Source organism: Catenibacterium sp. RTP21428st1_D7_RTP21428_210409, from assembly GCF_040227455.1.
GTDB lineage: Bacteria > Bacillota_I > Bacilli_A > Erysipelotrichales > Coprobacillaceae > Catenibacterium > Catenibacterium mitsuoka_A.
This window is the reverse complement of sequence record NZ_JBEHVX010000141.1, coordinates 1-2,931: the sequence shown is the minus strand read 5'-3', so window position 1 is coordinate 2,931 and position 2,931 is coordinate 1. Positions and strand designations below refer to the sequence as shown.

General features: G+C 33.2%; 5 protein-coding genes. 2 read left to right on the top strand and 3 right to left on the bottom strand.

The features are described 5' to 3' along the window. Positions 1-85: 85 nt before the first annotated feature. Both ABUA27_RS12425 and ABUA27_RS12420 read left to right on the top strand, forming a co-directional pair. A complete protein-coding gene (locus ABUA27_RS12425; protein ID WP_349820837.1) occupies positions 86-1,285 on the top strand; it encodes a phosphopentomutase in 1,200 nt (399 codons plus the stop codon). Beyond that, complete coding sequence (locus tag ABUA27_RS12420) at positions 1,285-1,545, top strand: hypothetical protein (RefSeq protein ID WP_129982341.1); 261 nt, start codon at positions 1,285-1,287, stop codon at positions 1,543-1,545. Before ABUA27_RS12425 ends, ABUA27_RS12420 begins: the two co-directional genes overlap by 1 nt. Before the next feature lie 150 nt (positions 1,546-1,695). On the opposite strand, the gene ABUA27_RS12415 is transcribed toward ABUA27_RS12420, so the two are convergent. The 3 genes from ABUA27_RS12415 to ABUA27_RS12405 all read right to left on the bottom strand — a co-directional run bounded on the left by ABUA27_RS12415 (position 1,696) and on the right by ABUA27_RS12405 (position 2,640). Further along, a complete protein-coding gene (locus ABUA27_RS12415) occupies positions 1,696-1,842 on the bottom strand; it encodes a hypothetical protein (RefSeq protein WP_349820836.1) in 147 nt (48 codons plus the stop codon). Position 1,843: 1 nt separating this feature from the next. Beyond that, positions 1,844-2,209: a transposase gene (locus ABUA27_RS12410; protein WP_349820838.1), complete on the bottom strand. Its 366-nt coding sequence runs from the start codon at positions 2,207-2,209 to the stop codon at positions 1,844-1,846. Between the two features lie 221 nt (positions 2,210-2,430). Continuing rightward, the gene (locus tag ABUA27_RS12405) at positions 2,431-2,640 is read right to left on the bottom strand and encodes a hypothetical protein (RefSeq protein WP_349820835.1); all 210 of its coding nucleotides are present in this window, start codon (positions 2,638-2,640) and stop codon (positions 2,431-2,433) included. Positions 2,641-2,931: the final 291 nt, after the last annotated feature.

Genomic DNA, 2,931 nt, shown 5'->3' with positions numbered 1-2,931 from the left:
GGTGACATAGTAAGTAATGTTCGTGAGAACTTACATTATCTCGATGTGAGTATATTTAATCACATTTTGAGTGGCAGGAAAGACGATGAGTAAAGAATTATATAAAAGAGTATTTGTGATTGTATGTGATTCTATGGGTATTGGACATGCAGAAGATGCAGCTTTATTTGGTGATGAAGGTGCCAATACGATTGGTCATATTTGTGAAGCAAAAGATGGTTTAAATGTAATTAATATGGAAGGCTTGGGTTTAGGTAATCTAGGAGACTTTAAAGGTATTCATCCAATTGCACATCCATTAGGTACTACTGCCTCTTTAAAAGAAGTATCTAATGGGAAGGATACAATGACAGGTCATTGGGAAATGATGGGACTTAAAATCACAAAACCTTTTAAGACATTTACTGATACAGGTTTTCCTGAAGAATTTATAAAACTATTTGAAGAAAAGACAGGTAGAAAATGTCTTGGAAACTATGCAGAAAGTGGTACTAAGATTTTAGATGATTTAGGAGAAAAGCAATTAGAAACAGGAGACTGGATTGTTTATACATCAGCTGATTCTGTATTCCAGATTGCTGCGAATGAAGAAATAATTCCATTAGAAGAATTATATGAAGCATGTCATATTGCAAGAGAATTACTCATGGATGAAAGATGGAAGGTTGGACGTGTCATTGCAAGACCTTTTGTAGGACGTAAAAAAGGAGAATTTAAACGTACACCTAATAGACATGACTATGCTTTAAAACCATTTGGTAAAACAGTACTTAATAGTTTAAAGGATGCAGGACTAGATGTAGTAGGAGTTGGGAAGATTCCTGATATTTTTGTAGATGAAGGTATTACAAAAGGCATTCATACTGTTTCTAATAAGGATGGTATGGAAAAGACAATTGAACTTGCGAAAGAAAACCAACATGGACTCATCTTTGTGAATCTAGTAGATTTTGATGCAGTTTATGGACATCGTAGAAATGCGATTGGATATGGAGATGCTATTGAAGAATTTGATGCACAGCTCTCTGATTTAATGGCTGCAATCAATGATGATGATTTAATCATGATTACAGCTGATCATGGTAATGATCCTACTTGGAAAGGAACAGACCATACAAGAGAACATGTCCCACTACTCATCTACAGCAAATCATTACATCATCCTAAAAACTTAGGACTACTTGAAAGTTATGCAGTAATAGGTGCAACTATTGCAGATAACTTTAATGTAGAAAATCCAGGTATTGGTGAATCTATATTAAAAGAACTTGAAAGGGATGCTTAATGGAAAAACAGAGAAAAATCATTATAGTCTCTCTTGCAGCAAGCTTAATGGCTGTTATACTTTATGTATTTGGAATAACTCTTGCGAAAGGGAACATCATCATTGAAGCACTCTATCTTGTTATGGCTTCACTACTTGTTGTATCTGCAGTTATTTCATTATTTAATAATTATAAAAAGTATAAGAAAGCACTCTTTATTTATTTGATAATTATCAATGTAGTGCTAGAAGTACTATTTATTGGCAATTTGATTATTTAAACGCCGTTCAAAACGGTGGGTAATTTAAAATAACTAGGGGTTTCCTATATTTTAATTATTACGCAGTAAGGGGTGAATCTCACCCCTTATTTCTTTATAGTCTAAAAGTCTATTTCAGAAATATCTAAATCTAACGATGAAGATTCATCGTTATTTTTTTATTAGGGAATACTGAATATCATCAATTCGGTGAGACATAGTCTCCAGACGAATAAGAATATCTTCTAAAACTTCATCTTCCTCAAGTATTACTGGTTCATTATCCTCATCAACAATAAGTTTAAATACTTTACTCATATTATTTACCATCCTTTCTGATACTTGTGTAATAGAGGGTTGTATCCTCATTTAATGTATAAAGGATACGATTGCGAAATCGCTCCCAGTTCAGATAGCCGTTTGAGGCATGCTTGAGGAGCTTGATGGACTTGTTTCTGTTTTCAACGATGGCAGTATTCATCTTTCTGTTTGCCTTGTCATCCACAATTATGAAGCTGTTGATGATCTCTTTTTTCCAGTTGGTAAGAGTATTCGCAACCGGACTCATTTCTGCAACAGCGCTGCTTCTGAAATCAATTATGATCTTCTCAAGCTGTTTCTTTGCAGTGTCATAAGTGCAGTGATCATAGAAATAGGTAACATCATTCCTTAAGAGCTGTACTATATAAAAGTCATGTGAAGAAGCATAAAAAAATTAAGGTAATTTTTTCTGGTATTCACTTTACAGAATGAATCATAATCAAAGGGATAATTCAGATACTTATCTTTAAGATAAGCGGCATGAGAAGGTTCAAGAAAGTCTATGCCAGCTAAAACATCAACAATCAAGTCATAAGAAGCAATGGAATAGGGAATCATATCCTCAATAAGGACTGCATGAGTAGATCAGCATTCAGGACATCTTAATCTTTGTATTGTGACTTTATGACTGCGTTTAAAGATGTCAACATAGCGACTATAAGATGCATGTGCATGAAGATCTTTGGAATTACATTTAGGGCATGATAGTTCATCGAAGTTCAGGGATTGAATAATCTTTTTATATTGATTTTCAGTAATATGCTTGATTTTAGATGAAAGTTTTATTATTATCATAGTGTTCTTATTTGACAGGATAAGCATCTCGGTCACCAAACTTTTGATGCCTATCCTTTTTTCTTTCTATAGATTTATTTGACCTTAAGAACATGAAAAATGATTTATGAAATAAACAAAACAGATACCAGAAAACTGCCCCTAAAAAGTTGACAGCATAAAAGCAAAGCCAGGAGTTTGCTAAGGATAAAATAAAAATGTAGGTAAAAGACAGCATAAGAATGTTGGAAAACCTACATAATTATTTTGTCTTTTTTCATTTTATTGATATTATCTTACCGGAGGTAATAT